24 protein-coding genes and 1 riboswitch are annotated in these 25,749 nt (G+C 71.8%); of the genes, 10 read left to right on the forward strand and 14 right to left on the reverse strand.

From position 1 onward, the window contains the following. Positions 1-255 precede the first annotated feature (255 nt). Positions 256-1,518 carry an acyltransferase gene (locus ELY19_RS22345; protein ID WP_126198450.1) on the forward strand — a complete coding sequence of 421 codons (1,263 nt, stop codon included), beginning with the start codon at positions 256-258 and terminating at the stop codon, positions 1,516-1,518. A 33-nt stretch (positions 1,519-1,551) separates the two neighbouring features. Further along, complete coding sequence (locus tag ELY19_RS22350) at positions 1,552-2,436, forward strand: MerR family transcriptional regulator (protein WP_126198451.1); 885 nt, start codon at positions 1,552-1,554, stop codon at positions 2,434-2,436. Between the two features lie 9 nt (positions 2,437-2,445). On the opposite strand, the gene ELY19_RS22355 is transcribed toward ELY19_RS22350, so the two are convergent. From ELY19_RS22355 to ELY19_RS22385, 7 genes are all read right to left on the reverse strand, one after another. Then, positions 2,446-3,528 carry an amidohydrolase family protein gene (locus ELY19_RS22355; RefSeq protein ID WP_126198452.1) on the reverse strand — a complete coding sequence of 361 codons (1,083 nt, stop codon included), beginning with the start codon at positions 3,526-3,528 and terminating at the stop codon, positions 2,446-2,448. 18 nt (positions 3,529-3,546) lie between these two features. Continuing rightward, positions 3,547-5,109: a signal recognition particle protein gene (ffh, locus tag ELY19_RS22360; protein ID WP_126198453.1), complete on the reverse strand. Its 1,563-nt coding sequence runs from the start codon at positions 5,107-5,109 to the stop codon at positions 3,547-3,549. A 9-nt stretch (positions 5,110-5,118) separates the two neighbouring features. Further along, on the reverse strand, positions 5,119-7,605 hold the full coding sequence (locus ELY19_RS22365; RefSeq protein WP_126198454.1) for a [protein-PII] uridylyltransferase: 2,487 nt from the start codon (positions 7,603-7,605) through the stop codon (positions 5,119-5,121). Between the two features lie 8 nt (positions 7,606-7,613). Next, on the reverse strand, positions 7,614-7,952 hold the full coding sequence (locus ELY19_RS22370; RefSeq protein WP_068524879.1) for a P-II family nitrogen regulator: 339 nt from the start codon (positions 7,950-7,952) through the stop codon (positions 7,614-7,616). A 52-nt stretch (positions 7,953-8,004) separates the two neighbouring features. Further along, a complete protein-coding gene (locus ELY19_RS22375) occupies positions 8,005-9,333 on the reverse strand; it encodes an ammonium transporter (RefSeq protein ID WP_197715952.1) in 1,329 nt (442 codons plus the stop codon). A gap of 240 nt (positions 9,334-9,573) precedes the next feature. Next, the gene (gene ftsY, locus ELY19_RS22380; protein ID WP_126198455.1) at positions 9,574-11,103 is read right to left on the reverse strand and encodes a signal recognition particle-docking protein FtsY; all 1,530 of its coding nucleotides are present in this window, start codon (positions 11,101-11,103) and stop codon (positions 9,574-9,576) included. A gap of 24 nt (positions 11,104-11,127) precedes the next feature. Further along, positions 11,128-12,384: an FAD-dependent oxidoreductase gene (locus ELY19_RS22385; RefSeq protein ID WP_126198456.1), complete on the reverse strand. Its 1,257-nt coding sequence runs from the start codon at positions 12,382-12,384 to the stop codon at positions 11,128-11,130. A 177-nt stretch (positions 12,385-12,561) separates the two neighbouring features. Here ELY19_RS22385 and ELY19_RS22390 point away from each other — a divergent pair, with 177 nt between their 5' ends. The 8 genes from ELY19_RS22390 (at position 12,562) to ELY19_RS22425 (ending at position 20,181) form a co-directional block, all read left to right on the forward strand. Further along, on the forward strand, positions 12,562-13,158 hold the full coding sequence (locus tag ELY19_RS22390; protein WP_126198457.1) for a hypothetical protein: 597 nt from the start codon (positions 12,562-12,564) through the stop codon (positions 13,156-13,158). Then, on the forward strand, positions 13,128-14,123 hold the full coding sequence (locus ELY19_RS22395; protein WP_126198458.1) for a hypothetical protein: 996 nt from the start codon (positions 13,128-13,130) through the stop codon (positions 14,121-14,123). Before ELY19_RS22390 ends, ELY19_RS22395 begins: the two co-directional genes overlap by 31 nt. Next, a complete protein-coding gene (locus ELY19_RS22400) occupies positions 14,120-14,980 on the forward strand; it encodes a hypothetical protein (RefSeq protein WP_126198459.1) in 861 nt (286 codons plus the stop codon). Before ELY19_RS22395 ends, ELY19_RS22400 begins: the two co-directional genes overlap by 4 nt. Next, the gene (locus ELY19_RS22405) at positions 14,977-15,789 is read left to right on the forward strand and encodes a hypothetical protein (RefSeq protein ID WP_126198460.1); all 813 of its coding nucleotides are present in this window, start codon (positions 14,977-14,979) and stop codon (positions 15,787-15,789) included. The genes ELY19_RS22400 and ELY19_RS22405 overlap by 4 nt, the downstream gene beginning before the upstream one ends. Then, positions 15,786-17,285 carry an ABC transporter ATP-binding protein gene (locus ELY19_RS23665; protein ID WP_197715953.1) on the forward strand — a complete coding sequence of 500 codons (1,500 nt, stop codon included), beginning with the start codon at positions 15,786-15,788 and terminating at the stop codon, positions 17,283-17,285. Before ELY19_RS22405 ends, ELY19_RS23665 begins: the two co-directional genes overlap by 4 nt. Beyond that, a riboswitch (cobalamin riboswitch) is annotated at positions 17,286-17,406 on the forward strand. It begins immediately after the preceding gene. 44 nt (positions 17,407-17,450) lie between these two features. Next, on the forward strand, positions 17,451-18,431 hold the full coding sequence (locus ELY19_RS22415) for an ABC transporter substrate-binding protein (protein ID WP_126198461.1): 981 nt from the start codon (positions 17,451-17,453) through the stop codon (positions 18,429-18,431). Then, on the forward strand, positions 18,428-19,150 hold the full coding sequence (locus ELY19_RS22420; protein ID WP_126198462.1) for a (2Fe-2S) ferredoxin domain-containing protein: 723 nt from the start codon (positions 18,428-18,430) through the stop codon (positions 19,148-19,150). Before ELY19_RS22415 ends, ELY19_RS22420 begins: the two co-directional genes overlap by 4 nt. A gap of 11 nt (positions 19,151-19,161) precedes the next feature. Then, positions 19,162-20,181: an LLM class flavin-dependent oxidoreductase gene (locus ELY19_RS22425; RefSeq protein ID WP_126198463.1), complete on the forward strand. Its 1,020-nt coding sequence runs from the start codon at positions 19,162-19,164 to the stop codon at positions 20,179-20,181. A gap of 28 nt (positions 20,182-20,209) precedes the next feature. On the opposite strand, the gene ELY19_RS22430 is transcribed toward ELY19_RS22425, so the two are convergent. The 7 genes from ELY19_RS22430 to ureE all read right to left on the reverse strand — a co-directional run bounded on the left by ELY19_RS22430 (position 20,210) and on the right by ureE (position 25,745). Continuing rightward, positions 20,210-21,211: a RelA/SpoT-related domain-containing protein gene (locus ELY19_RS22430; protein WP_126198464.1), complete on the reverse strand. Its 1,002-nt coding sequence runs from the start codon at positions 21,209-21,211 to the stop codon at positions 20,210-20,212. Between the two features lie 98 nt (positions 21,212-21,309). Beyond that, positions 21,310-21,885 (reverse strand): GNAT family N-acetyltransferase, encoded by a 576-nt coding sequence (locus tag ELY19_RS22435; RefSeq protein WP_126198465.1) that lies wholly within the window; start codon positions 21,883-21,885, stop codon positions 21,310-21,312. A 15-nt stretch (positions 21,886-21,900) separates the two neighbouring features. Further along, the gene (gene nicT, locus ELY19_RS22440; RefSeq protein WP_126198466.1) at positions 21,901-23,031 is read right to left on the reverse strand and encodes a Nickel transporter NicT; all 1,131 of its coding nucleotides are present in this window, start codon (positions 23,029-23,031) and stop codon (positions 21,901-21,903) included. A 17-nt stretch (positions 23,032-23,048) separates the two neighbouring features. After that, complete coding sequence (locus ELY19_RS22445) at positions 23,049-23,870, reverse strand: urease accessory protein UreD (RefSeq protein ID WP_126198997.1); 822 nt, start codon at positions 23,868-23,870, stop codon at positions 23,049-23,051. A gap of 11 nt (positions 23,871-23,881) precedes the next feature. Further along, the gene (ureG, locus tag ELY19_RS22450) at positions 23,882-24,493 is read right to left on the reverse strand and encodes an urease accessory protein UreG (protein WP_126198467.1); all 612 of its coding nucleotides are present in this window, start codon (positions 24,491-24,493) and stop codon (positions 23,882-23,884) included. 11 nt (positions 24,494-24,504) lie between these two features. Beyond that, positions 24,505-25,200, reverse strand: coding sequence for an urease accessory protein UreF (locus tag ELY19_RS22455; RefSeq protein ID WP_197715954.1), 696 nt, complete (start codon positions 25,198-25,200; stop codon positions 24,505-24,507). Positions 25,201-25,259: 59 nt separating this feature from the next. Further along, positions 25,260-25,745, reverse strand: a complete 486-nt coding sequence (gene ureE, locus ELY19_RS22460; RefSeq protein ID WP_126198468.1) for an urease accessory protein UreE — start codon at positions 25,743-25,745, stop codon at positions 25,260-25,262. Positions 25,746-25,749 lie beyond the last annotated feature (4 nt).

Consider the following 25,749-nt stretch of genomic DNA (forward strand, 5'->3'; position numbering starts at 1 on the left):
GGACACGACCGCCGCGAGCACGCGGCCCCGCGACACGCGGGTTCGGGCCGCGGGCGGGGCCTACCGCTAAGCTCGAGGTGGAGACGGTCGCGATCGCGTGACACGCGCCACTTCAGCGCCGATGTTGCGAAAGCAATGGTTACCGGCGGGTAAACTCAACCCCGTCGTAGCCTGCGCGCTGCACCGTCAGCCCGGTGTAGACCTCTGCCAGGCCGCGTTCAGCACCCCCGCAGGAACGGACCGCAGACTCAGCTCATGGCCACGCACTTGGAACGACCCACGGCGTCCCCGGTCGCCACCGGCCGCGCCACGGCCGCCCCGGCTCGCGGCGGCTACCTCTACCAGCTGGACTTCGTCCGCACGATCACCTTCCTGCTCGTGGTCTTCATCCACACGCTGACCAACACCAACGACGAGGTCAACGGCACCGTCACCAACGCGATCGCGATGAACCTGCACTTCACCCGCAACGCCTTCTTCGCGCTGACGGGCCTGGTGCTCGCGTACGGCATCGTCGAGCGCGGCGCGCGGCTGAGCCCGGTGCAGTTCTGGCGCAAGCGCCTCACTCTCGTGATCACCCCGTTCGTGCTGTGGGCGTTCGCCTACTGGGCCTACGACATGGTGGTCGGCGGCAACGGCGGCCAGATCCCCCACCAGCTCGGCGACTTCTGGAACAGCCTCAAGTGGGGCGGTACCAACGGCTACCAGCTCTACTTCATCTTCGTGACGCTGCAGATCTACCTGTTGTTCCCGCTGATCTTCGCCTTCGCCGAGCGGACCCGGCGATTCCACGGGCCGATCCTCGCGGTGAGCGCGGTCCTGCAGGTGGGCATCTACGTCGCGGCCACCTACTGGAACCCGACGACCGGCTGGTGGGGCGAGAACTTCTGGCACCTGTACGCGACGTTCGTGCCGTACCAGTTCTTCATCCTGCTGGGGGTGATCGCGGCGTTCCATCGCGAGCGGATCGAGGCCGTGCTGGTGCGGCACGCGCCCCTGGTCTTCGCGGCGGCCGCGCTGACCGCGCTCGGCGCGCAGGTGCTGTACCGGGTCCGCCTCGACGACGAGACGGCACCGATCGTCGCGTCCGCGGTCTTCCAGCCGGCGAACTTCGTGCTCTACGTCGTGCTGGTCGCCGCGGTGTACACCGTCGGCCTGTTGCTGGCGCGCAACCGGCACCGGCTGCCGCGGCTCACCCGCTTCGCCTCGTACGGCGCGAAGCGCTCGTTCGGCGTGTTCCTCGTGCACGTCATGGTTCTGTCCACACTGCTGCTCCCCCGTACCGGCGACGGCGAGCCCTGGCTGACGACGGTGCTCCCATCGCCGTTCGGCACCGCCGTGGCCTACGCCCTGACGATCGCGATCACGCTCGGCATCGTCGAGCTGCTGAGCCGGGCACCGAAGGCGCAGTGGTGGGTGGGCAGGCCCCGGCCGGCGAAGCGGAAGCGCCCGGCTCCGGCGTCCCAGGAGACCGCCGGGCGGAGCCTCGCCGGGATCGCCCGCACCACGACCTCTTGACTCTCCCCTCACTGGAGACCGCAGGCTGATCCCGTGACCGACGACAGCGCACTGTTCTCCATCGGCGACGTCGCGGCCCGGACCGGCGCCTCCGTGAAGACGATCCGGTTCTGGTCCGACGAGGGCCTCGTCCCGTCCGTCCGCAGTGCGGCCGGGTACCGGCTGTACGACGCGGAGGCGGTGGCCCGGCTCGAGCTGGTGCGGACCCTGCGGACGCTGGGCCTCGACGTGCGGACGGTGCGAGCCGTCCTGGCGGAGACGACCAGCCTCGCCGCGGTGGCCGACGCGCACGCGAAGGCCCTCGACTCCGAGATCCGCACACTGCGGATCCGCCGGGCGGTGCTGCGGTCGGTCGCGGCCAGGAACAGCACGACCGAGGAGTTGAGAATCATGCACGAGATGGCCACCCTGTCCGCGGCGGAGCGCCAGCGGATCATCGACGAGTTCGTCGACGAGGCCTTCGCCGGGATCGCCCCGGACGCGCCGGGCGCGCACATCGCGAACGGGATGCGGTCGATGCCCGCCGAACTGCCGGACGATCCGACGCCCGCCCAGGTGGACGCGTGGATCGAGCTCGCGGCGCTCGTCGCTGACGAGGACTTCCGGGCTCGGGCACGGGAGATGGCGGTGACCGGCGCGGCGGCGACCGAACCACCGGTGATGGTGGATCTGGACGCGGCCCGCGCGGCCGTCGACGCCGGGACCCCGCCCGAGTCGGCGGAGGCCGCCGCGCTCCTGGCGACGCTGCTCCCCGCGGGCACGGACCGGGCCGCGATGGCGGAGCAGATGGTCACCTTCACCGATGCACGGGTCGAGCGCTACTGGACGCTGCTGGGCGTGCTGAACGGCTGGCCGCAGCGTCCGGCGATGGTGCCGGTGGCCGAGTGGGTCATCGCCGCGCTCCGCGCGCACGCGTAGCGCGGGGAGTCACCGGGGCAGGTCGGCGAGCTCGCCCCGGACCACCACGGCCGACGGTGCCGGCAGCGCGCCGTGGGCGAGGGCGACGCGCGGGTCCTCGTCGTAGATCACCAGGTCGGCGGGGGCGCCGTCGTCGATCCCCGCGAAGCCGAGCCACTGCCGCGCCCGCCAGGACGCGGCGGCGACGGCCTCCTCGGGCGGCATGACGGCGGCGAGCGCCGCGATCTCGCGGGGCAGGGCGCCGTGCACGTTGAAGCCACCGGCGTCGGTGCCCGCGTACATGGCGACCCCGGCCTCCCACGCGGCGCGGAAGGTGGCCTTGCGGCGGTCGTGCAGCGCCATCATGTGCCGGTGGTACGTCGGGAACTTCTCCTGCGCGGGCGCGGCGATGGAGGGGAAGTTCTCGATCTGGATCATGGTGGGCACCAGTCCGATCCCCTTCTCCACCATGGTCTCGATGGTGTCGGCGGTGAGTCCGGAACCGTGCTCGATCGCGTCGACGCCGGCGGCGAGCAGCCCCGGCAGGGCGTCCTCGCCGAAGACGTGCGCGGTGACTCGGGCGCCCGCGTCGTGGGCCACGGCGACGGCCTCGGCGAGTACGTCGTCGGGCCACAGCGGCGCGAGGTCGCCGACGGACCGGTCGATCCAGTCGCCCACCAGCTTGATCCACGGGTGTCCCTCGGCGGCTCGTCGGCGCACCGCGTCGACGAGCTGCGACGGGTCCTCGAGCTGCTCCCCGAGCCCGCGGGTGTACCGCTTCACCAGCGCGATGTGCCGGCCCATGCGCACGAACCGCGGCAGCCCCGGCTGCCCGTCCAGCGGCGACGTGTCGAGGTCGGAACCGGGCTCGCGGATCACGGTGACGCCGACGGCGACGTCCTCCAGCGCCAGCGCCCGGCCGCGAACGAGGTCCGGCTCCCCCTCCTCGACGATGCCCACGTGGCAGTGCGCGTCGACGTAGCCGGGCACGGCGAAGCCGCTCAACTCGGCGGCGGGACCGCCCGGATCCGTCAGGTGCACGGCACCGTCGGACACCCAGAACTCGCCGTCGCCGCCCGGGAGGACGGCGCCGGAGAAGTGCAGACTGCTCATTCCGGCACTGTAGCCCGGCTACCGCTTCTTGCGGAGCTGCTCCTCGAGGGCCGCCATGTCGATTCCCTCCAGCCCGGGCGGCAGCTGATCGAGCCCCTTGGGCATGTTCGACAGGTCCATGCCCGCGGGCATGCCGGGCATCCCGGGGAAGCCGCCACGCATCTTCGGCGGCGTGGGACCGGCCTGCCGGTTGCGGTTCTTCTTCCCCTGCTTGCCCTTCTGCTTGCGCTTGGGGAGCCGCTTCGGCGCGCCGAACCCCGCCATCTGCGACATCATCTTCCGCGCCTCGAAGAACCGGTCCACCAGCTGATTGACGTCGGAGACCGTGACGCCGGAGCCCTTGGCGATGCGCAGCCGCCGGGAGGCGTTGATGATCTTCGGATCGGCGCGCTCGGCGGGCGTCATGCCGCGGATGATCGCCTGGATCCGGTCGAGCTGGCTGTCGTCGACGGCGGCGAGGGCGTCCTTCATCTGGCCCGCGCCGGGCAGCATGCCCAGCAGGTTCCCGATGGGACCCATCTTGCGGATCATCAGCATCTGGTCGAGGAAGTCCTCGAGGGTCAGCTCACCGGAGGTGATCTTGGCGGCCGCTTCCTCCGCCTTCTGCTGATCCATGTGCTGCTCGGCCTGCTCGATGAGCGAGAGCACGTCGCCCATGCCGAGGATCCGCGAGCTCATCCGGTCGGGGTGGAAGACGTCGAAGTCGTCGAGCTTCTCGCCGGTGGACGCGAACAGGATCGGCTTGCCCGTGATCTCGCGGACCGAGAGCGCGGCACCGCCGCGGGCGTCGCCGTCGAGCTTGGTGAGGACGACGCCGGTGAAGTCGACGCCGTCGGCGAAGGCCTGCGCGGTGGTCACCGCGTCCTGGCCGATCATGGCGTCGAGGACGAACAGCACCTCGTCGGGGTCCACCGCGTCGCGGATCGACCGGGCCTGGCCCATGAGCTCCTCGTCGATGCCGAGGCGGCCGGCGGTGTCGACGATCACCACGTCGTGCTGCTTCGCCCGGGCCTCGGCGATGCCGCCGCGGGCGACCTCGACGGGGTCGGCGGCGCTGACGCCGAGCGCGCCCTCGCCGCCGACGGAAGTGCCGGGGTGCGGGGCGTACGTGGGGACGCCGGCGCGCTCGCCGACGATCTTCAGCTGGTCGACGGCGCCGGGGCGCTGCAGGTCGCAGGCCACGAGCATCGGCGTGTGCCCCTGCTTCTTGAGGAAGTGGGCGAGCTTGCCGGCGAGCGTGGTCTTGCCGGCGCCCTGGAGGCCGGCCAGCATGATGACGGTCGGCGGCGTCTTCGCCAGGTTGAGCCGCCGGGTCTCGCCGCCGAGGATGCCGACGAGTTCCTCGTTGACGATCTTGACGATCTGCTGCGCCGGGTTGAGCGCGGCCGAGACCTCGTGGCCCTTGGCCCGCTCCTTGACCCGGGCGACGAAGGCGCGCACCACGGGCAGCGCGACATCGGCCTCGAGCAGCGCGAGCCTGATCTCGCGCGCCGTCGAGTCGATGTCGGCGTCGGTGAGCCGGCCCTTGCCGCGCAGGTCCTTGAGCGCGCCTGTGAGCCGATCGGAGAGGGATTCGAACATTGCTCCAGACTATCGGGTCTGCTCGTCCTCCGGTGGCGCAGGCGGCGCTGCCTCCGGCAGAACGGCGATGACCGCCTCCTCCGCGCGGGCCCGCACGGCCCCCTCGTCGCCCGGGACCGCCAGGCAGAAGACGTCGACGGCGGTCGCGCCGAGGGTCGCGACCTTGGCCCAGCGGACGTCGAGTCCGGCGTCGTCGAGGGCGCCCGCGACCCGCGCGAGCAGGCCCGGGGTGTCGCCGGACCGGACCTCGAGGACGACGGTGCCGGGCGCACCGTCGAACCACCGCAGGCGGGGCGGGGCGGCCACCCGCAGGGGCGGCGCGGCCGCGCTGCCGTCGACGGGGGCCGCCGCGGCCCGTTCGCGGGCGCGGAGCTCCGCGAGGACGTCGGCGCCGTCGAGGGCCGCGAGCAGCCGCTGCCGCACGAGCGCCGGGTCCGGAGGGTCGCCGAAGGTGGGGACGACGAGGAAGGTGTTGACCGCCGACTCCCCGACGGCGCCGACCGTCGCGCTCTGCACCCGCAGGCCCGCCAGGGCGAGCACCGCGGCCATCCGGGCGAGTACCCCGCGCCGGTCGGGTCCGACGACGGCGACGGTGAAGGTGTGCGGGCCCAGCGCGGGCGACGGAGTGATCCGCACGTGCGTCCCACCCGCCGCCGCGAGCGCCGCCACCTCCTCGGGCACGGGGCCCGGCTGCGGCGCGGGGTCTCCGTCCAGAACGCGGCGCGTGCGGCGGACGAGTTCGCCGATGAGTCGCGACTTCCAGTCGCCCCACACCCCGGGGCCGGTGGCCAGCGAGTCGGCCTCCGCGAGGGCGTGCAGGAGCTCCAGCAGGACCGGGTCGTGGCCGATCTTCTCGGCGACCATCTCGATGGTCGCCGGATCGTCCAGGTCGCGGCGGGTGGCCACGGCGGGCAGCAGGAGGTGGTGGCGCACCATTGCGGCGAGCAGCGCGGTGTCGGCGGCGGGTAGGCCCAGCCGGGCGGCGATGGCCTCCGCGAGTTCGGCGCCGATCACGCTGTGGTCGCCGCCGCGTCCCTTGCCGAGATCGTGCAGCAGCGCGCCGAGCACGAGCAGGTCGGGGCGGGCGACGTCGGTGGCGCGGTTGGCCGCGTGCGCGGCGGTCTCGACGAGGTGTCGATCGACGGTCCAGGTGTGCACGGCGTCGCGCGGGGGCAGGTCCCGCACGGCACCCCACTCGGGGAGCAGCCGACCCCACAGGCCGGTGCGGTCGAGCGCTTCGATCACGGACACCGCGCTCCGCCCTGCGCCGAGCAGCGCGAGCAGGTCCGCGACCGTCTCCGCGGGCCAGGGGCTGCGCGGTGCCGGCGCGACCTCGGCGAGGCGCGCCAGGGTGGACGCGGACATCGGCAGGCCGGAGGCGGCCGCCGCGGCGGCCACGCGAACGGTCAGGCCGGGGTCGCGGTCGGGTCGGGCGTCGCGGGCGAGCGTGACCTCGCCGGCGTGCTCGACCACGCCCTCCGCGAGCGGTCGCCGCACGGGCGGGCGGCGCAGCCGGGAGAAGCCGCGCCGCGGCAGGGCGTTCTGCGCGGTGCGGATGCCCACGTCGACGGCGTAGGCGACGGTGCGCCCGCTGTCACTGATGGTGCGCGCCAGGTCGAAGCGGTCGCCGAGCCGGAGCGCGGCGCCGATCTCGTCGGCCTCCTGGGCGCGCACCTGGTCGCGGGCGCGGCCGGAGATGCGGTGCAGCTCGGTGCGGACGTCCAGCAGCCGGCCGTACGCGGCCGCCAGGTCGTTGCCGGTGGTTCCGCTCGGGCTGGCCGACGGGGTCGGGATCCCGTCGGTGAGCTGGGCGAGCGAGAGGGCCTGCAGGAGCTGCACGTCGCGCATGCCGCCGCGGCCGTTCTTGAGGTCCGGCTCCGCGCGGTGCGCGATCTCTCCCGAGCGGCGCCAGCGCTCGCGGGCCTGGTCGACGAGGTCGTCCACGCGGGAGCGGATATCGGCGCGCCACTGGCGGCGAACACCGCTGATGAGCAGGTTGGTGATCTCCTCGTCGCCCACGATGTGCCGGGCGTCGAGGAGGCCGAGGGCGGCCGTGAGATCGGACTTCGCGACCCGGACCGCCTCGGGGACGGTGCGGACACTGTGGTCGAGCTTGATGTGGGCGTCCCACAGGGGGTACCAGATGCTCTCGGCGACCGCGGTGACGTGTTCGGGGTCGAGCCCGTCGTCGTGCACGAGCAACAGGTCGAAGTCGCTGTGCGGCAGCAGCTCCCGCCGCCCCAATCCCCCGACGGCGACGAGGGCGAGGCCGCTGTCCGGGCCGATCCCCGCGGCGGCGCCGTGGGTGGTGAGCCAGACCTCCGCCAGATCGGCGAGGGCACCGCGCAGGGCCGCGGGGTCGAGGCGGTGCGGCCCGGCCGCCCGGTCCAGGAGGCGGGCCCGGGCTGCGACCAACTCCGTCGCACCGCCCTGCCCGCCTCCGGCGGGCGTCCCGCTCGCCTCGGTCGACTCGATCGCCCTGTCCGGCACCGTCATCGGCGTTCCTACAGGGCCTCGTTGCCGCGCTCGCCGGTGCGCACGCGCACGACGGACTCGACGGGGGTGACCCAGACCTTGCCGTCGCCGATCTTGCCGGTGCGCGCGCCCTCGACGATGACGTCGACCACGCTGTCCACGACGGCGTCGTCGACGACCACCTCGATGCGGACCTTCGGCACGAAGTCCACGGAGTACTCGGCGCCGCGGTACACCTCGGTGTGCCCCTTCTGCCGGCCGTAGCCCTGTACCTCGCTGACGGTCATACCGAGGATCCCGGCCTGCTCGAGGCCCGCCTTCACGTCCTCGAGCGTGAAGGGCTTGACGATCGCGGTGACCAGCTTCATAAGAGTTTCCTTCGCTTAAGTCGGATGTGGATTCAGCTTAGATCCGGTCACCTCAGACCAGGTCGTAAGCCGTCTCGGCGTGCTCGGAGTTGTCGATGCCGTCGGCCTCGTCCTCCTTCTCGACGCGCCAGCCGAGCGGCTTGAGCGCGAACGCGATGACCGCGGTGAGGATCGCGGTGAACGCGAGGGCGACGGCGGCGATCACGATCTGCACCACCAGCTGCTTGTAGTCGCCGCCGTAGAACAGGCCGGTGTCCTTGGCGAGGAAACCCAGCGCGACGGTACCGATCAGGCCGGCCACCAGGTGCACGCCCACCACGTCAAGCGAGTCGTCGAAGCCGAACTTGGACTTCAGGCCGACACCGAAGGCGGCGGCGACACCGGCGACGACGCCCAGGATGAGCGCCCCCACGGGGGTGACGTTGGCGCATGCGGGGGTGATGGCGACGAGGCCGGCGACGACACCGGACGCGGCGCCCACCGTGGTGGCGTGCCCGTCGCGGAACTTCTCCACCGCGAGCCAGCCGAGCATCGCGGCGGCGGTGGCCGCGGTGGTATTGACCCAGGCCAGGCCGGCGGTGGAGTTCGCGCCGAGGGCGGAGCCGGCGTTGAAGCCGAACCAGCCGAACCACAGCAGCGCCGCACCGAGCATCACGAACGGGATGTTGTGGGGGCGGTAGGACTGCTTGCCGAAGCCGAGCCGCTTGCCGACGATGATCGCCAGCACCAGGCCCGCGATACCGGCGTTGATGTGGACCACGGTGCCGCCGGCGAAGTCGATGGGCGCCACGGTGGCCTTGCCGTCGGTGGTGCCGAAGAGCTTCGCGGCGATGCCGCCCTCCGCGTTCGAGAGCAGGCCGCCGCCCCACACCATGTGGGCGAGCGGCAGGTAGACGATCGTGGTCCAGATGCCGGTGAACACCAGCCACGTGCCGAACTTCACGCGCTCGGCGAGCGCGCCCGAGATCAGCGCGACGGTGATCACGGCGAAGGTCAGCTGGAAGCCGGCGAAGACGATCGCCGGGAGGCCGCTCCCCGCGGCGTTGAGCACCACCAGAGTGTCCTCGCCCGAGGTCTTCGTCTCCATCAGCTGGTCGAGGCCGAAGTACGTGAACGGGTTGTCGAACATCCCGAGGTAGTTGCCCTCCCCGGAGAACGACGTCGAGTAGCCCCAGAGCACGTAGATCACGGAGACCAGGCCGAGCGACCCGATCGACATCATCATCATGTTGAGCACGCTCTTCTGGCGCGAGAGACCGCCGTAGAAGAACGCGAGAGCGGGCGTCATGAGCAGCACCAGGGCCGCGGACATCAGCATCCACGCGGTGGTGCCGGAGTCGACCTTGCCGAACAGTTCGTCGGGCACAGAAGCCAAGAGCACGGGAAACCTCCTCGGGCGCGCCGCCGTTGCGGCGCGAGTGAGAACAGCTTCTGCGGCTGCGGTTTCCCTGTGGAGGCGCTCGTGTTGCCCGTGTGTAACCGGTCCGGCCACCTTCCGGGCGTCCGGTTACGGCGGTGTTACCGGGCGCGTCGCGATGGGCTCACGATGTCGCGTCCTGTGGCCGCGGAGGTGCGCTGGAGCACCTGCCCCCGTCGAGAACTCGACATCGTGAGGCGGGTACTACCCCAGGAGGGCGTCGACGAAGGCGGCCGGCTCGAACGGGGCCAGGTCGTCGGCGCCCTCGCCGAGGCCGACGAGCTTGACCGGCACGCCGAGCTCGTGTTGCACGGCGTACACGATGCCGCCCTTGGCGGTGCCGTCGAGTTTGGTGAGCACGACGCCCGTGATCTCGACGACCTCGGCGAACACCTTCGCCTGCGCCAGGCCGTTCTGCCCGATGGTCGCGTCGAGGACGAGCAGCACCTCGTCGACCTTGGCCTTCTTCTCGACGACGCGCTTGACCTTGTCGAGCTCGTCCATGAGGCCGGTCTTGGTGTGCAGGCGGCCGGCGGTGTCGATCAGCACCACGTCGACGCCCTCCTCCGTGCCCTTGGCGACGGCGTCGAAGGCGACGGCGGCGGGGTCGGCGCCCTCCTTGCCGCGCACGACCTCGGCACCCACGCGCTCGCCCCAGGTCTGCAGCTGGTCGGCGGCGGCCGCGCGGAAGGTGTCGGCGGCGCCGAGCAGCACGCGCCGGCCGTCGGCGACGAGCACGCGGGCCAGCTTGCCGGTGGTGGTGGTCTTGCCGGTGCCGTTGACGCCGACCACCAGCAGCACCGACGGCGCGCCGGCGTGCGGCAGGGCCTTGATGCTGCGGTCGTACTCGGGGTGCAGTTCCTCGATCAGCACCTGGCGCAGCAGCGCACGCGCTTCGGCGGCGCTGGAGACGCCCTGGGTGGCGATCCGGTCGCGCAGCTTCTCGACGACGGCCATCGTCGTCGGCGTGCCGAGGTCGGCGAGGAGCAGGGTGTCCTCGATCTCCTCCCACGACTCCTCGTCGAGGTCGCCCGCGCCGAGCAGGCCGAGCAGCGATGCGCCGACCGTCGACTGGGAGCGCGCGAGCCGGCCCTTGAGCCGGTCGAGGCGGCCCGCCGTCGGGGCGATCTCGTCCAACTGCGGGGCCGGGGCCGACGGCGCCTCCTCCGCTGCGGGGCGCTCCGCCACGGAGGGCTCCGCCACGGGAGCCTCCGCCTCGGCCGGCGCGTCCGGGGCTGCGGGCGCCACCGGTGCCGCGGGCTCCGCCGCCTCGACATCCTCCGCGGCCTCCGCGGCCTCGGGGGCGGCGGCCTCGATCTGCTCGATCTCGGTGGGCGCCTCGGGGGCGACGTTCGCGATACCGGGGTCGAGGTCCTCGGCCTCGGCGAGGCGCGCGTCGGCCTGCGCCTGCGCCGCCTCGGCCGCCTCCTGCTCACGCGTCTCCTGCAGGTCCTTGAGCGAGACCTTCGGCTCCGGCTCGGGCGCGGGTTTCGGGGCGGGCGGCGCCTTCGGAACCAGCGGGACGGGCTCGGCCTCGCGCGTGCCCTCACTGAAGGTGAAACCACCACCGGCCTTGTACCCGCCCGACTTGTCGAGGCTCTTGGGCTCCGTCGTCTCGTCGTCCTTCAGGGAGACGCGGCGCCGCTTGTTGAGGTAGTAGCCGGTCACCAGCGCCGCCAGCACGACGAGGACGGCGACGACGGCGATCAGGATCGCGATGGTGGAAGTGCTCACGCCTCGACTGTAGTCAACGGCCACTCAGCGTCCGGTGCCGCTGCGCGCTGCGGGGCGGCGCGCCCACTGCGGCGCGTGCTCGGGCAGCGGCCCGATCGCGACCATCCGGGCGGTGACGCCCTGCAGCGCGGGGAATCGCCGGAGGAGGCGCAGTGGCAGCGGAAGGCGCCCCGCGGCCGTCGTCGGGGACGCGGCGAGGGCGGGCGCGAGGATCGCGCGATGGATTCCGCGCTGCACGCCCTGGATCAGCGCGGTCGGCAGCCACCGACGCCGCTGCACCCCGCGCAGCAAGCGCAGCGGGACGACACCGTCGGACCGCAACGCGGGGCCGACGATGCGGGCGGCGGCCACCGCGTCGGCGACGGCGAGGTTGATCCCGACGCCGCCGACGGGAGACATGGCGTGCGCGGCGTCGCCGATGAGCAGCAGGCCGTCGGCGTACCAGCGGCGCAGCCGATTGAGCTCCACGTCGAGCAGTTTGACGCCGTCCAGCGAGGTGAGCGCGTCGAGGCGGCCGGCGGTCCACGGCAAGAGCGCCGCGACGTCCCGCCGGAAGCCGTCGATGCCGGCCGCGCGGAGCTCCGCGTCGGTGCCCTTGGGGATGACGGAGGCGCACTGCCAGTAGTCGCCGCGATCGATGGTGATCGCGAAGCGGCCCGCGCTCAGGCGCCCGAAAACGCCGTCGGGATCGGTGCGTTCGCGCGGAAGGCGGAACCACAGCACGTCCATGGGGACGCCGAAGCGGCGAGGCACGAGCCCGACGGCGGCACGGACCGCGGACGAGCGCCCGTCGCAGGCCACGGTCAGCGCCGCGCGCAGTTCGTGCTCGCCGCCGGTCGCGCGGTCGCGGTAGCGGACTCCGGTGACCCTGCCGCCGTCGCGCACCACGTCGATCACCTCCGCGTCGCGCACGAGGGTGAAGGTCGGCTCCTCGGCGGCCGCGGCGGCCAGGAGGTCGAGGAGGTCCCACTGCGGGGCGAAGGCGATGTGCCGGTGGGCGCCCGGCAGCCTGCGGAAGTCCGCGACGGCGGCCTCCCCCGCGTCGAGCCGGAGCGTCATCCGCTCGACGTCGCGGTGCGGCATCGCCGCGAAGCGCTCACCGAGCCCGAGCTCGTCGAGCAGCGTCAGGGTCGAGGCGTGCACCGTATCCCCGCGGAAGTCACGCAGAAAGTCGGAGTGCTTCTCCAGCACCGTGACTCGCACGCCACCGCGGGCGAGCAGGAGTCCGAGGACCATCCCGGCGGGGCCTCCGCCGACCACGACGCAACCGTTATTCATCATGTGTTGAAATCTACGCCGCACGGTCCATCGGGGCAAGACCTCCGGGCGTCGATCCCCGATGCGGGCGACCACGGTTCCCGGATCGTGGTGATCGCAACCCTTCGCGGGCCGTACGACCACAACTAGCGTTCAGCTTCCATCGGGCTCCTTCACCTTCCGAAGAAAGCGAGATCGACCATGCGCCACACCCTGTCCCGCCGCGCCGTCATCGCCACCGTGGCCGCGACCGCCGCGGCGGCGGCCACCGTCGTCGCCACTCCGGCCGCGAACGCCGAGACCCTCACGGGCACGTTCTCGATCGACTCCGGCTCGTACTTCCGGATGATTCTGCCGAGCGGCAGCTCCTCGGGGCCGTTCCTCGCCAACGGCAACTCCCCCAACTCGGACAAGACGATCACTCCGCTGTCGGGTTCGCTGACCTCCGGCTCGTACCAGGGGCAGGTCACGTCGGCCCGCACCTTCTTCGGCTCCGACTTCGTGACCTCGACGAAGGCGACCGACCCGCAGACCGGCTCCGCCACCGCGGTCCCGACCATCACCCGCAACGGCTCGTCGCTGTCCGGCGACCTGTCCGCGTTCGGCGTCGCCTGGAACGGCCAGGTCTTCAACCAGGGCGCCCCCAAGCCCGGCGGCGGCCTCCCCGGCAAGACCAGCCGCGTGACCGGCACGATCAACGGCTCGAGCTACTCGATCACGTGGACCAGCCAGATCGTGGGCGGGCCGTTCAACAACTTCACCGGCCTGTGGCATCTCACCGGTACGTACAGCAAGTAGCGGCACCCGCGGCGGCACTGCTCGGGGGCGTTCCCCGGCTCCGCGCCGTCGCGCCCCCGCGGACCGCCCCGGCTCCGGCCGCCCGACGGTGGCCCGCCTGGTTCCTCCTCGTCGCGGGCATCGTGCTGGCCCTCGGCTCGGTCGCCGGCGGCCTCCCCACCACGACGGCCGGTGCCACGAAGATGCTCGACGCCTTCGCACCGCACCTGACCGCGGAATCCCTGGACCGCCTCGACGGGGACGTCGACGCGATCGCCCGGTTCGGCGCCGCCACCCGCGCGGAGGCCGCGGCCGGACGGCTCGCGGCGGCGCCGCGCACCGTCCAGTACGCCGGACGGTCGGCGGACGTCGAGGCGAACGCGCGGGACCTGCTCGCGTCGGCACGGGCCGCGAAGCCCGACGTCGATGCACTCGCCCGGATCCACGGCCTGGGCACCCTCCCCCAGTTGCTCCTGCTGGTCGGGGTCGGGCTGGCCGTCGCGGGGGCGGTGCTGCTCCGCGCCCGATCCGCACCGGCGCGCCGGTGGGCGACGGCCGCAGCGCTCCTGTGCGCGGTCGCACTCGTGGTGCACCCGCTCGCGTCCGGCCTGGTCGACGGTGCCGGATCCGCGGGCCGGGTGGTCGACCGGTTCGCACCGATCATGACCGAGCAACAGGTGGTGCGCCTGCAGCACGACTTCCTCGCCCTGGTCGGCGCAGTCGGCGAGATCGACCGCGGCGCGGCGGTCCGCCGCACGCCCGAGATCCGTGCGTTCACCGCCTCGTGGCAGACGGTGTCGTCCGATCTGGCGTCGCTCACCGGAGCGATCAACGACAACCTCCCCGAGTACCGGCGACTGGCGTCGGCGAACGCCGCGCTGCCCGTGCCCGGCGGCACCGTCGCGGCCCTGCCGTGGGCGGAGCTCGTCCTCGGCGCCGCCGTCGCCGGCGCACTGCTCGGAACCCGACGAAAGGCCCCGTCATGACGCCCCGCACGACCACCCGACCCGCCGCGCCGCGGCCACTCGCCCTCGCGCTGGTCACCCTGGTCGCGGCGACGTCCGCCGCCTGCAGCACGCCGGCACCGTCGGCGCCGGAGACCACCGAGCAACTGGTCGGACTGTTCCGGTTCACCCCCGGCGGTTTCGCCGATGGCAAGCCGACGGGCACCTACTTCAAGATGGCGATCGTCGGCGGAACGGCGGACGGGCCGTTCGTGAACAATGCCAACTCGCCGCTCGACGAGGGCCGCGTGACCGCCCTGAAGCCCGGTACCGCGGGTGGCCTCCGCACCGGCGCCTACCAGTCCGAGGCGAAACCCGGCTTCCGGAACGGGGATTCGCTATCGGGGTCGGTCATCACGCCGACGAAGTTCTTCGACGTGCTCTTCGGCATCTCCACGAACGCCGTCGACCCGCAGACCCGCGCCGCGTTGCCCGCACCGTCGGTGACGCGCACCGGATCGACGCTCACCGCGGACGTCTCCGCGTGGGCGGCATCGTGGAACAACCAGGAGTTCAACCAGGGCGCGCCGAAACCGGTCGCCCGCACCGACGCCGCTCCGGCCGGCCAGGAGCAGGTCGGGAAGGCCTGGGACGTCGTCTCACAGCGCTGGCTCGCGCAGCCCCCGGCCGCGAGATCCACCGGCCCGACCGCGACCGGCACCTTCGATCCCGCGACGCGGCGCTTCACCCTCGACTGGACCAGCCACATCCAGGGCGGCCCGTTCAACGACTTCACGGGCGTCTGGCACCTCGAGGGCGTCTTCGAGGCCGGGCCGCCGCCCACGGCCTCCGGTACGCCCACCGCTCCCCGTTCCTCCGCACCGAAGAAGGCACCATGACCCGGATTCCGCCCGCGTTCGCCCGCACCGCCGTCGCCGCCGCGCTCGCGGTGACCGTCCCCGTCGCCGGGGCCGCGGCCGCCGCCCCGACGCCGAAACCGGTACCGTCGCCGAGCGCTTCCTCCTCCGCGACGCCCGCATCGGCGCCCTCGCCCACGGCGAAGCCCACCGGGGCGACGTCGTCCACGGCGAAGCCCGGCGGGGCGGCGTCCACCGGCGCGCCCGGGGTGAACCCGGCCGATATCCAGTGCCCCCTCGGATGGCCCAAGCCGCGGGAGAAGGGCGGCCTGGCCTCCCTGATCCTGCTGGCGCCCGCAGCCGGCGCGTTCACCGACGAGGCCTTCGCCGCAGGCCAGGCCTACGACCCGATCCTCAGCCTGTTCGGCCCCTTCCTCGCCGCGATCAAACCGGTGATCGAGCAGTCGCAGCCCGCGCTCGCGGGGCCCGTCGGCGCACTCAACGCGGCCGAGCAGGCGGTCTACGACGCGATCAAGCCGCTCTACGCGCAGTACCGGCCCAGGGTGATCGAGGCGCTGACGAAGGCGGGCGACGATCTCGCCCCGGCGCTGCAGGAGCTCGCCGCCACGCCCGCGGCCGCGTGCCTCGTCGCGTGGGAGGACCAGGTGCTCATCGGCCTGCAGACCGGGAGGTGGTCACCCATCGCCACCGGCGGGCTGGCCGCACTCGGCGAGCTCGCGGCGAGCGGCAAGGGCGGCGGCCCGGCCACCACGAAGCCGCCCGCGAAGCCCGCGGCCAAGCCCGTCCCGGCGAAGCCCGCCGGCACGACCGTCGCCGCGAAGCCGCGGTGATCGAACTCGCCGGAGTCACCGTCCGCTACGGCACGACGGTGGCCGTGGAGGACGTGACGTTCACGGCACCGTCGGGCGAGGTCACGGGGCTGATCGGCCCGAACGGTGCGGGGAAGTCGACCACCCTGCGCCTCATCGCCGGCCTGGAGCGCCCGTCCTCCGGCACGGTCACGATCGACGGCCTGCGGTACGGCGAACTCCCCAACCCGGGCGCGGCGATCGGGGTGCTGCTCGACGCGCAGTGGGCGGCTCCGTCGCGGACGGCCCGCGAGCACCTGCGCTGGATGGCGGCCGCGATCGGCCTGCCGGACGCGCGTGTCGACGCGGCGCTCGACCTCGTCGGCCTGCAGCGGGTCGCCGACCGCCCGGTCGGCGGCTTCTCCCTCGGCATGCGGCAGCGGCTCGCGATCGCCGGCGCCGTCCTCGGGGATCCGCCGGTCATCGTCCTCGACGAGCCGGTCAACGGCCTCGATCCCGAGGCCATCGCGTGGATCCGCCGCACGCTCCGGGCGCTCGCCGACGACGGTCGCACGGTGCTGCTGTCCTCGCACCTGCTCAGCGAGCTGGAGCAGACGGCGGACCGTATCGTCGCGCTGCACGAGGGGCGCGTCGTCGCGGACGCACCTCTGGCCGACCTCGTCGAGCCCGCGCCGCCGGGCCGGTCCGGCCTCGAGGCGCTGTACTTCCGCCTCACGGGCGACGACGAGCCCGCCGCCACGGCCGCCGCCACGGCCTCCGCGCCGGAAGCGGCCCGGTCGCGGTCCGTCGCGCGACGGTCCGTGACGGCGGAGACCCGGAAGGCGTTGACCTCCCGCGGTTTCCGCACCACGCTCGGCGGCGCGACGGCGGTCGCCCTCGCGGCGGCCGTGGTGGTCGGCGTCTTCGCGGCGGTCTTCCGCGGCGCCACGGTGACCACTGCCGCGTACGGCTTCGGGCTGGTCGGCGGTGCGCTCATCGCCGTGGCCGGGGCCCTGCTCATCGGCCTCGACCGCGACCACGGGACGCTGGCGATCACCCGCATCCTCATCCCGAGTCCGGTTCTCGGATACGGCGCGAAGGCCCTCGTCGCCGGGGCGAGCGGCGCCTGCGCGGGCCTGGCGGGCGCCGCGGCGGCGATCATCGTCGGCGCGGTCACCGGCCTGTCCTCGCCCGCCGCCGAGATCCTCCGACTCGTCACCGCCGGGCCCGTCGCGGGGGCGCTGCTCGCGGTGCTGGGCCTCGCCGTCGGGCACCTGGCGTCGTCGACCACCGCGGCGGTCGGCGCGGTGCTGGGCTGGTGGTTCCTCGTGGAGGCGATCGCCGTGCCCGCGCTGCCGTTCGGGCGGGCGCTGGCGGCGTGGCTCCCCGCCACGAACGCCCAGCTCGCAACCATCGGCGTACCCGCGAATACCGCGAGCTGGTCGCCCTGGATCTCGCTGGCGATCCTCGCCGGGTGGGCCGCCGCCGCCTCCGTCGCGGCGCTCGCCGGGGTGCGGCGCCGGATCGCGACCGCCTGATAGCGTCACGCTCGAGTCGGACACAGGGAACCCGGTGGGAATCCGGGACTGGCGCGCAACGGTGTGAGGCGGCGACTTCCGCGGCCTCGAGTCCGATACCGGCCGGCTCGCAGGTGTCCACCGCCGCCCCCGCGCACGGGGCGGCCGACGAATCGAGTCCGACCCATGCGGCCCATCGCCCTCGCTCCTCCCCTCGTCCTCTCCGTCGCCACGGCGGCCCTCCTCACCGGCTGCGGCAACACCCCGGCGACGCCGCCGGCGCGACCCTCCGAGCGATTCCCCGTCAGCGTCACCACATGCGATGTCACCTCGGAGGTGCGGGCGGAGCCGCGCCGGATCGTCACGTTGAACCAGGGGGCGACCGAGGTGGCGCTCGCCCTCGGCGTCGCCGATCGGATGGTGGGCACCGCCTACCTCGATGACGAGGTCGCCCCGCGCTGGCGCGCCGACTACGAGCGGATCCCCGTGCTGGCGGCGAAGTACCCGTCACAGGAGAAGATGCTGTCGGTGCGGCCCGACATCGTCTACGGCTCGTACACCTCGGCGTTCAGCGAGAAGAACGCCGGCGACCGCGCCCGCCTGCAGAGCCAGGGCATCGCGACGCTCCTGGCCCCGGCCGGGTGCGCGAAGAAGCCGGAGCGCGCGTCGTGGGATCTGATCTGGGACGAGCTGACCGCGGCGGGTCGGGCCTTCGGGACCGAGGACGCCGCAGCGCGACTCGTCGCGGCGCAGAAGGCCGAGCTGGGCGGGGCCGCGCTCCAGGGCGCGGCGCGGGGCCAGCGGATCCTCTGGTGGGATTACGGCAGCAGCACCGGCCTCAACGTGGGCGCCGGCAAGGGTACGCCGCAGCTGCTCATCGAGGCGGTCGGCGGCGTGAACGTCTTCGCGCACCTGCCGGGCAACTGGGCCGAGGTCTCCCTGGAGAACGTGGTCGGCACGGACCCCGACGTCATCGTCGTTGCCGATACCGCCGGACATCCGGCGCAGGATCGGATCGACCAGGCGCGCAAGGATCCTGCCCTGAGTCAGCTCCGTGCCGTCCGCGAGAACCGATTCGTCGTGATCCCGTTCTCGGAGACCACGTCCGGCGTCCGCCTCCTCGACGGTGCCCGACGCCTCGCCGACGCCGTCCGGGCCCTGCCGTGACCGCGATCCTCGTCGGGATGTCCGCCGGTGTCGACCCCGACGACCTGACCGCCCTCGCCCGCAACGCCGCCGCCGAGGCGGCCTTCCTCCAGGTGCACGACCCCGCGCTGGTCGACGTGCTCACCGCGGTCGCCGATCGCGGCGCCTCCGACGTGCTGCTGATCGGCGCGGGCTGGGCGCAGCCCGGCCCGAAGCGGTCGTGGTTGCGCCGGGTCGCCGCGCATTGGCTCCGTGGCTACGACGGTCCGCCGACGCTGCGCCTCGCGCCGCGACTGCTCGCCGAACCGGACCGCGATCTGCTCGCGGCCGCGATCGCCGCGGGCGGGGCCCCGATGACCGCGGACGCCGCTCCGCTGCACTCGCCGGCGTGGGAGGACGTGCCGAGGCACCGGCACCAGGTGCTCGTGTGTCGCGGTCCCCGGTGCTCGGCCCTCGGCGCGTCGGGACTGACCTCGGCGTTCGGGGACGAGCTACGACGCGCGGGCCTGGGCGACGACGATGCGCTGGTCACGGTCACCGGGTGCCAGTTCCCGTGCAATCACGCGCCCGTCGTCACGGTGCAGCCGGACGACGCCTGGTACGGACGGGTCACCGTCGACGACGTTCCCGAGCTGGTCGATGCGCACCTGCTCCGGGAGCAGCGCGCCGCGCACCTGATACTCCCCCGGGAACGCTCGGCAGCCCGACGATCCACGGAATATTCGGACCGCAGTCCGTAGTTGTAGCGGCCATGAAGAAGATCGGCTTCCTGTCCTTCGGTCACTGGACCGATTCGCCCGGCTCGCGGACCCGCACCGCGGCCGACGTCCTGCACCAGTCGATCGATCTCGCGGTGGCGGCCGAGGAGGTGGGCGCCGACGGCGCCTACTTCCGCGTGCACCATTTCGCGCGGCAGCTCGGCTCGCCGTTCCCGCTGCTCGCGGCGATCGGCGCGCGCACGTCACGGATCGAGATCGGCACCGGCGTGATCGACATGCGGTACGAGAATCCGCTGTACTTTGCGGAGGACGCGGGTGCCGCCGATCTCATCGCCGGCGAGCGGCTGCAGCTCGGCGTGAGCCGGGGGTCGCCCGAGCAGGTGATCGAGGGCTACAAGTACTTCGGCTACCAGCCCTCCGAGGGCAAGACGGATGCCGACATGGGCCGCGAGCACACCGAGGTGATGCTCAAGGTGCTCGAGGGCGGCGGCTTCGCGCAGCCGAATCCGCGCCCGATGTTCCCCAACCCGCCGGGCCTCCTGCGTGTGGAGCCCCACTCCCCCACCCTGCGGGACCGGATCTGGTGGGGCGCCGCATCGGACGCCACCGCGGAGTGGGCGGCGAAGCTCGGGATGAATCTGATGAGCTCGACGCTGAAGACCGACGAGTCGGGCGAGCCCTTCCACGTGCAGCAGGCGAAGCAGATCCGGAGGTTCCGCGACGCCTGGGCCGAGGCCGGTCACGACCACGAGCCGCGGGTTTCCGTGAGCCGCAGCATCACGCCCATCATCGACGACGAGAGTCGCGCCTACTTCGGCCACGAACGTTCCAGCGACGACCAGTTCGGTGTGATCGACGACTTCCGCGCCGTCTTCGGCCGCACCTACGCGGGCGAGCCGGATGAGCTCGTCGAGCAGCTCCGTGACGACGAGGGCATTGCCGAGGCCGACACCGTGCTGGTGACGGTGCCGAATCAGCTCGGCGTGGACTACAACACCCGCCTGCTGGAGTCCCTCGTCAAGGACGTCGCTCCGGCCCTCGGCTGGAAGTGACTCCGTTCCAGCAAGGTCGGAATCGCAATCAGTTCTTCTCGTCCCCGTCGACGTCGATGGCGAAGAAGGTCGGGATAAAACACGTCCCGCCTTCTCGTTCCTCACGACACGCGAACAGCTCGTCCCCGACGGTGACGTGATCAGCGACGTTGATGAAATCGTCGACGCCGACTTCCCCGGCCCGCGCTAACAAGTCCCGTAGGTCGGCTGCGGGCACTATGCCGCGCACTCCATCCTCACCGCGAGCGATCGCGAAACGCTCCTCGACTCGAGCGATAACAACCAGCTCCCCGGGGTCCGTATCGATGTCATTGCCGGTGTCTGGTGTCGGGCGCAATTCACCTACCCGATCTTCGGCGATACGTTGGGCAACGATGTCCTCTGCGACTTTCACCGCAAGATCGTCGACTGAGGCCAACAAGTCCGCCATTGTGCGCGCCAGGTCAAAGTGGAACTCCGTCGGCTCAACAGTCGACACCGACTTGTAGAAATTCTCGTGCGTCAGTTCGCTCCATGCGTCCTGCAAGCGCGTCTTTATCTGGACCTCGACTCGCACTTCGCAAATCTGCCCTTGACAGACGGAAGGAATGCTGAGGACTGCATGGAACGCCCTGTATCCGGAGTCCTTCGGCGATGATATGTAGTCCACGACGTCATCGACGCCGTCCTTTTGCGCGAATGACAGGGTCCCTTCACGGGCACAGAACTCCACCAGTTTCTCGATGACGGATCTGGCATCCTTACTCGTGTTGCAGGTGACCTTAAGGCCGACCCAGTCGCTGATACCATCCTCGAGGCTGCCGTAGTCGAGGACGGTCTCCTCAGCGATCTCAACGCGACCCGAGAGCTTGCGGACCGCACGTTCCTGATCCTTGAAACGCGGTCCAACGATCGAATATCCGTACCGCGCATCCGGATCCGCTGCCGCCACGACGTCTTCGAGGAATTTCGTAGCGGTGTCCCCTGCCGTCCTCCAGGCCGTCCCCTTCTTCAGATACAGACCGGCCACGGCGTCCTCGAGTGTCCCCATGCCGCGATCATGACCGATGCTGCCGGCGCTCGCATCCGTAGCCGAATATCAGTCATGCAATCTTCACGATGCGCTTTCGTTGCATTGCGCGTCGCTCGCTACACCACGTACCGCATCAGCACCCGGGTGAAGCCGTTCAGCACTGACGTGGTGTCCATGATGTATTCGAACCCTGCGCGCTCGAACAGGGCACGGGTGCCGACGTAGGCCATCGTCAAGTCGACCTGGGAGCCTCGGTTGTCGACGGGGTAGGCCTCCACGACGGAGGCGCCGTTGGCGCGGGCGAACTCCACTGCGCCGGCGACGAGCTGGTGACTGATCCCCTGCTTGCGGTGCCCTGGGCGCACGCGCACGCACCACAGCGACCACGGATCCTCGTGGCCGTCCACGTGCGGGATGCGGCGGTTCGTCGCGAAGCTGGTGTCCGCCCGGGGGTGGATGGCGGCCCAGCCGACGGGCTCGGCACCGTCGTACGCGAGGACGCCGGGCGGCGGGTCCTCCGCGCACAGCCCCCGGACCCGCTCGAACCGCGCCGGCCCGCGCAACGTCTGATTCTCCTTCGACCCGATGCGGTACGAGAGGCAGAAGCAGTTGCTGGAGGTCTGCTTCTTGGGTCCGAGCACGGCCGCCACGTCTTCGAAGACATCGGCCGGCCGCACCTCGATAGCGCTCATGCGGCTCACGCTAGCTCAGCGCGCGGACCACCGATCCTCGATCCGCCCGTAGCGCCAGATCAGCAGCGCCACCGCCCACACCGCCACGAAGAGCCCGACGATCACGAATCCCGCGTAGTCGAGGTTGATGGACGCGACCCAGGCGAGCGGCCCGGACTCCACGTGCGCCCGCTCGGCCAGCACACCCAACAGTTCGACGGTGCCGATGGCCAGCGCCACGGCGACCGAGAGCGAGGTGATCGTGATGTTGTAGTACACCTTGCGCACCGGCTTGGCGAACGCCCAGCCGTAGGCGGCGTTCATGAAGACGCCGTCGATGGTGTCCAGCAGCGACATCCCCGCCGCGAAGAGCACCGGCAGCACCAGGATGCAGTAGAAGGGCAGGGTGAACGCGGCCATGCCGCCCGCGAGGACGAGGAGGCCCACCTCGGTGGCGGTATCGAAGCCGAGTCCGAAGAGCACCCCGATCGGGTAGATGTGCCACGGCTTGCGGACGGACCCGGACACCCCGCGCAGCAGGCGACTCATGAGTCCGCGATTGTTCAGGCGGTCCTCGAGTTCCGCCTCGTCGTACCGCCCGGTGCGCATGTCCCGGAACACCTTGACGATCCCGACGAGCACCACCAGGTTGATGATGCCGAGGATCCACAGGAACACCCCGGACACGGACGTGCCGATGAAGCCGAGCACGGTCTGCATCGTCGAGTTCTCGTCCTCGACGGGCCCGACGAGCGCGCGCACGCCCAACGCGAGGAGCGCTGCGAGGCCGAACACCACGGTCGAGTGCCCGAGCGAGAACCAGTAGCCGACCGAGAGCGGCCGCCGTGGGTCGCGCTCCCCTGCCGCGATCCGGCCCTCACGGTCGGCCAGCAGTTTGCGGGTGGTGTTGTCGATGGCGGCGATGTGGTCGGCGTCGAAGGCGTGGCGCAGGCCGAAGGTGTAGGCCAGGAGACCGATGCCGATGGTGAATTCACCGCCGTCGCCGATCCTGTAGTGGCCGGGCGCGATGAGGAGGACGAGCGCGCCGAAACCGACGACGTGCAGAGCGATCACCGTCGCCGTCATCCCGAACAGCGACCGGCGGTCGCCCGGGCCCAGAGCGGTCCATGCCGCTCGCAGTCGGTCGGTGGTGCGCGTTGTGGTCATGCCGGTGTCCTCCACCTTCAGTACTTTCGCAGGTTCAGGGGCGCCTGCCCGGTCCACCGGGACCGGAGCAGCGCGATGACGGTGTCGAACAGGCCGGCCACGTCGGCGGTGTCGTCGCCGAGGCAGCGGAGGACGAAGCCCGGTCCGGCCAGCGCGGTGAGCCCGCTGCGGACGCTGCCGGCGGCCTCGGTCAGTGCGTACACCTCGTCGAGCATCGCATCGTCGATGCGCGGATCGACAGCGGTGAGCGACCCGACGTGAGTGCGTCCGTCGAGGAGGCCGATGCCGGACGGGTCCGCTCGGCCCGGCTCGATGAGCAGGTTGTCCACGGCGAGCAGCGTTCCGTCGCGGTGGATCTCGGTGCGCATGCGCAGCTCGTCGTACCGGAACCGCGCACCGTCGGGCGACCACCCGGGGGTGACGATCTCCGCGAGGACGAGCGAGGCCGAGGCGTCGAGTTCGACGGCGCACGTCTGCCGATACGTGGCCTCGCGGTACAGGATCAGCGCGTCGGGCACGTACTCGAGGGCGGATCCGGCTCCGAGCCGGATCCGCATGTGCTGCGCCGCGCCGCCTCCCGGCGTGCGGTAGACCTTCGTCGCCGACTGGGTGGTGATCAGGGCGCGCGCGTCCGCCTCGAGGTCGAGGTCGATCAGGTAGGTGTCGCCGCGCAGGCAGCCGCCACCGGGGTTCACCACGTGGTACGTGACCTGCCCGGAATCGTCGAGGTACATCGGCCGCAGGGTCTGCAGGGTTCCCGCGTGCCGTTGCGCCACGGCGACCGTCCGTGGCCCTCGCGGTGCGAGGGTCAGCGAGAGTTCACCGGTGGGTGGGGCCACGGCGGGTTCCGTCACGCGAGGTCGAGCATGAGCACATCGCGCCGGATCCACTCCAGCACGCCGTCCAGGCCCTCGTCGGTCTTGAGATTGGTCATGCAGAACGGTCGATCGCCGCGGAAGACCTTGGAATCGGCCGCCATCACCGACAGGTCGGCACCGACGTACGGCGCGAGATCGGTCTTGTTGATGACGAACAGGTCGGACTTGATCATTCCCTGCCCGGCCTTGCGCGGGATCTCCTCGCCCTGCGCCACGTCGATGAGGTAGATCGAGAAGTCCACGAGCTCGGGGCTGAAGGTGGCGGAGAGGTTGTCGCCGCCGCTCTCGATGAACACGATCTGCAGGTCGGGATGCGCGGCGACGAGCCGCGCCACGGCGGCCTCGTTCATCGACGTGTCCTCGCGGATGGCGGTGTGCGGGCAGCCTCCGGTCTCGATGCCGACGATGCGGTCACCGGGGAGCACGCTGTTGCGAGCCAGGATCTTCGCGTCCTCGGTGGTGTAGATGTCGTTGGTGATGGCAGCCATCGACACCTCATCGGCGAGGTGGCGGGTGATGCGCTCCACGAGCTGGGTCTTGCCCGCGCCCACGGGGCCGCCGACACCGATCCGGATCGTCGTCATGGAAATTCCTCCTAGCTCATGAACATCCGCGCCCGCTGGCGCCGATGCCGCATCTGTGCGATCTCGAGCCCGGGCGATGCGGCGCCCAGGTCCTCATCGGTCAGGATCATCGCGGTGGCGACGGCGTCGGCCACCACGTCGTGCATCGAACGCTGTACCCGCTGCCCCGCGGTCTGCCCGATGGGGATGGCGCGCACGGCGTTCTGGGTCAGTGAGGTGACGGCGGCGAACAGGTGCGCTTCGATCGCCGCGGCGGGTGGGGCGTCCACCGCGTGCGCGAGCAGCGCGAAAGCGACGGCGGGGTGTCCGTGGGCGCGGCCCGCGTCGAGCTCGGCGAGGTAGTCGCTGAGGAAGGACTCGGGTGCGACGACGGCGCCGACCTCGGCGGTCCGCCTCCCGATGGTGGCGGCCGCGGTGCGCACCTGTTCGGGCAGGGTGAGGGCGGCGATCAGCCGGTCGAGCCGCCAGATCGCATCGAGGTCGCCGAGGTGCAGGGCGTCGAAGACCATTCGGATCGCGAGCCCGTCCGTGTAGGCCAGTTGCCGGGCGACGTACGCGCGCAGCCACGCGGCGAAGGTGCATTCGTCGGTGATCGTGCCGTCGGCGAGGTAGGACTCCATCCCGAACGAGTGGCTGAATGCCCCCGTCGGCAGGGCGGAGTCGCTGAGCTGGAGGAGCGGCAGCAGGTAGCCCGGCGATGCCCCCACACCGATTGAACACCGTTCCTGTACGCCGCGACCTGCGCCTTCGCCGACCGAAACGGTGTTCAATGCGTGTGCTCCGCGTGGCGGAACGGCGTGGGCAGCACGCGGTCCTGGCGCGCGTACGGCACGCCGTGGTGGGCGAGATAGTCCTCGACGGTGTGGTCGTACTGCACCACCATCACCTCGGCGCCGTACTCGGAGTCGGCGTCGAAGAACTGGGCCTGCAGGTGCCTGTTGCCGAGTCCGTGTGCGGTGCGCCCCATCTCGGTGATCGTGCGCGGGGCGATCACCAGGACGTCGGTGGGCAGTACCTGCACGGCGACGATGGTGTGCTCGTCGCGGTGCAGGATGTCGCCGTCGCGCAGATCGCCCTCGGGTCCGGCGGGTGCGGCGAGGCGCAGCCCGATCTCCCGGTCGTGGTCGGTGCGCACGCGCTGGATCCGCTTCACCAGGTCGGCTCCGGCGAGCGGAACCCGCTCCACGTGCACCTCGTCCAGGTCGGCGGGGTCGAGGTCGGCGAGGTTGCCGGCGACTGTCTCGATGATCACTTCT

The sequence above is a fragment of the Tsukamurella paurometabola genome (assembly GCF_900631615.1).
Classification (GTDB): domain Bacteria; phylum Actinomycetota; class Actinomycetes; order Mycobacteriales; family Mycobacteriaceae; genus Tsukamurella; species Tsukamurella paurometabola_A.